The sequence below is a fragment of the Vibrio sp. Y176 genome (genome assembly GCF_033438945.1).
The window spans coordinates 1-536 of the sequence record NZ_JAWOQS010001089.1; the positions used below are offsets into that span (position 1 = coordinate 1).

The window sequence follows — 536 nt, forward strand, 5'->3', positions numbered from 1 at the left end:
AGCAGCGCACATTGGTATTGTGGCTGAGATATCTCTGTCCAAATTTGACCAATCGATGGCGCAAGCGTATTGATGTCGATGCCTAGCGCCAAGCTAAAGAAGCTCTTATCGCTGTTAGACTCGGTTAACACACCACGAATCGATTTAAGCGCATCGACGATCACTTTATTCTTCGACTCAACAACAAAGCCGCCTTTGATTGACGCTTGCTCACCGTTTAGCTTGTACTCCGCAAACGCCACCGATTGAGGCCAGTTTTCTGCAATTTGCGTAAACTCGTTATGACAAACTGGTGTGCGCATTTCCGTAATGTTTGGATCGACATTAAGACGAGTTAATTGACGAGCAAACATGTTGCCATCAACAGTGGTTAAACCTTTGATGATTTCACGATGGTCGATGTAGCCAAAAGAGTTGTTGTTTTTACCATACTGAGTTTGGATGGCTTCAGCACGACCGCTATCCGCTAATGATTGGGTTGGAGACTCAAGACCCAGCGCCATTTTCAACGGGTTAAGATCACCCAACTCCGCGAT

The 536-nt window shown here is 45.9% G+C and carries 1 pseudogene; it reads right to left on the reverse strand.

Features of this window, described 5'->3' with window-relative positions:
- Window positions 1-536: pseudogene (locus R7O13_RS30360) on the reverse strand (hypothetical protein); the annotation flags it as partial.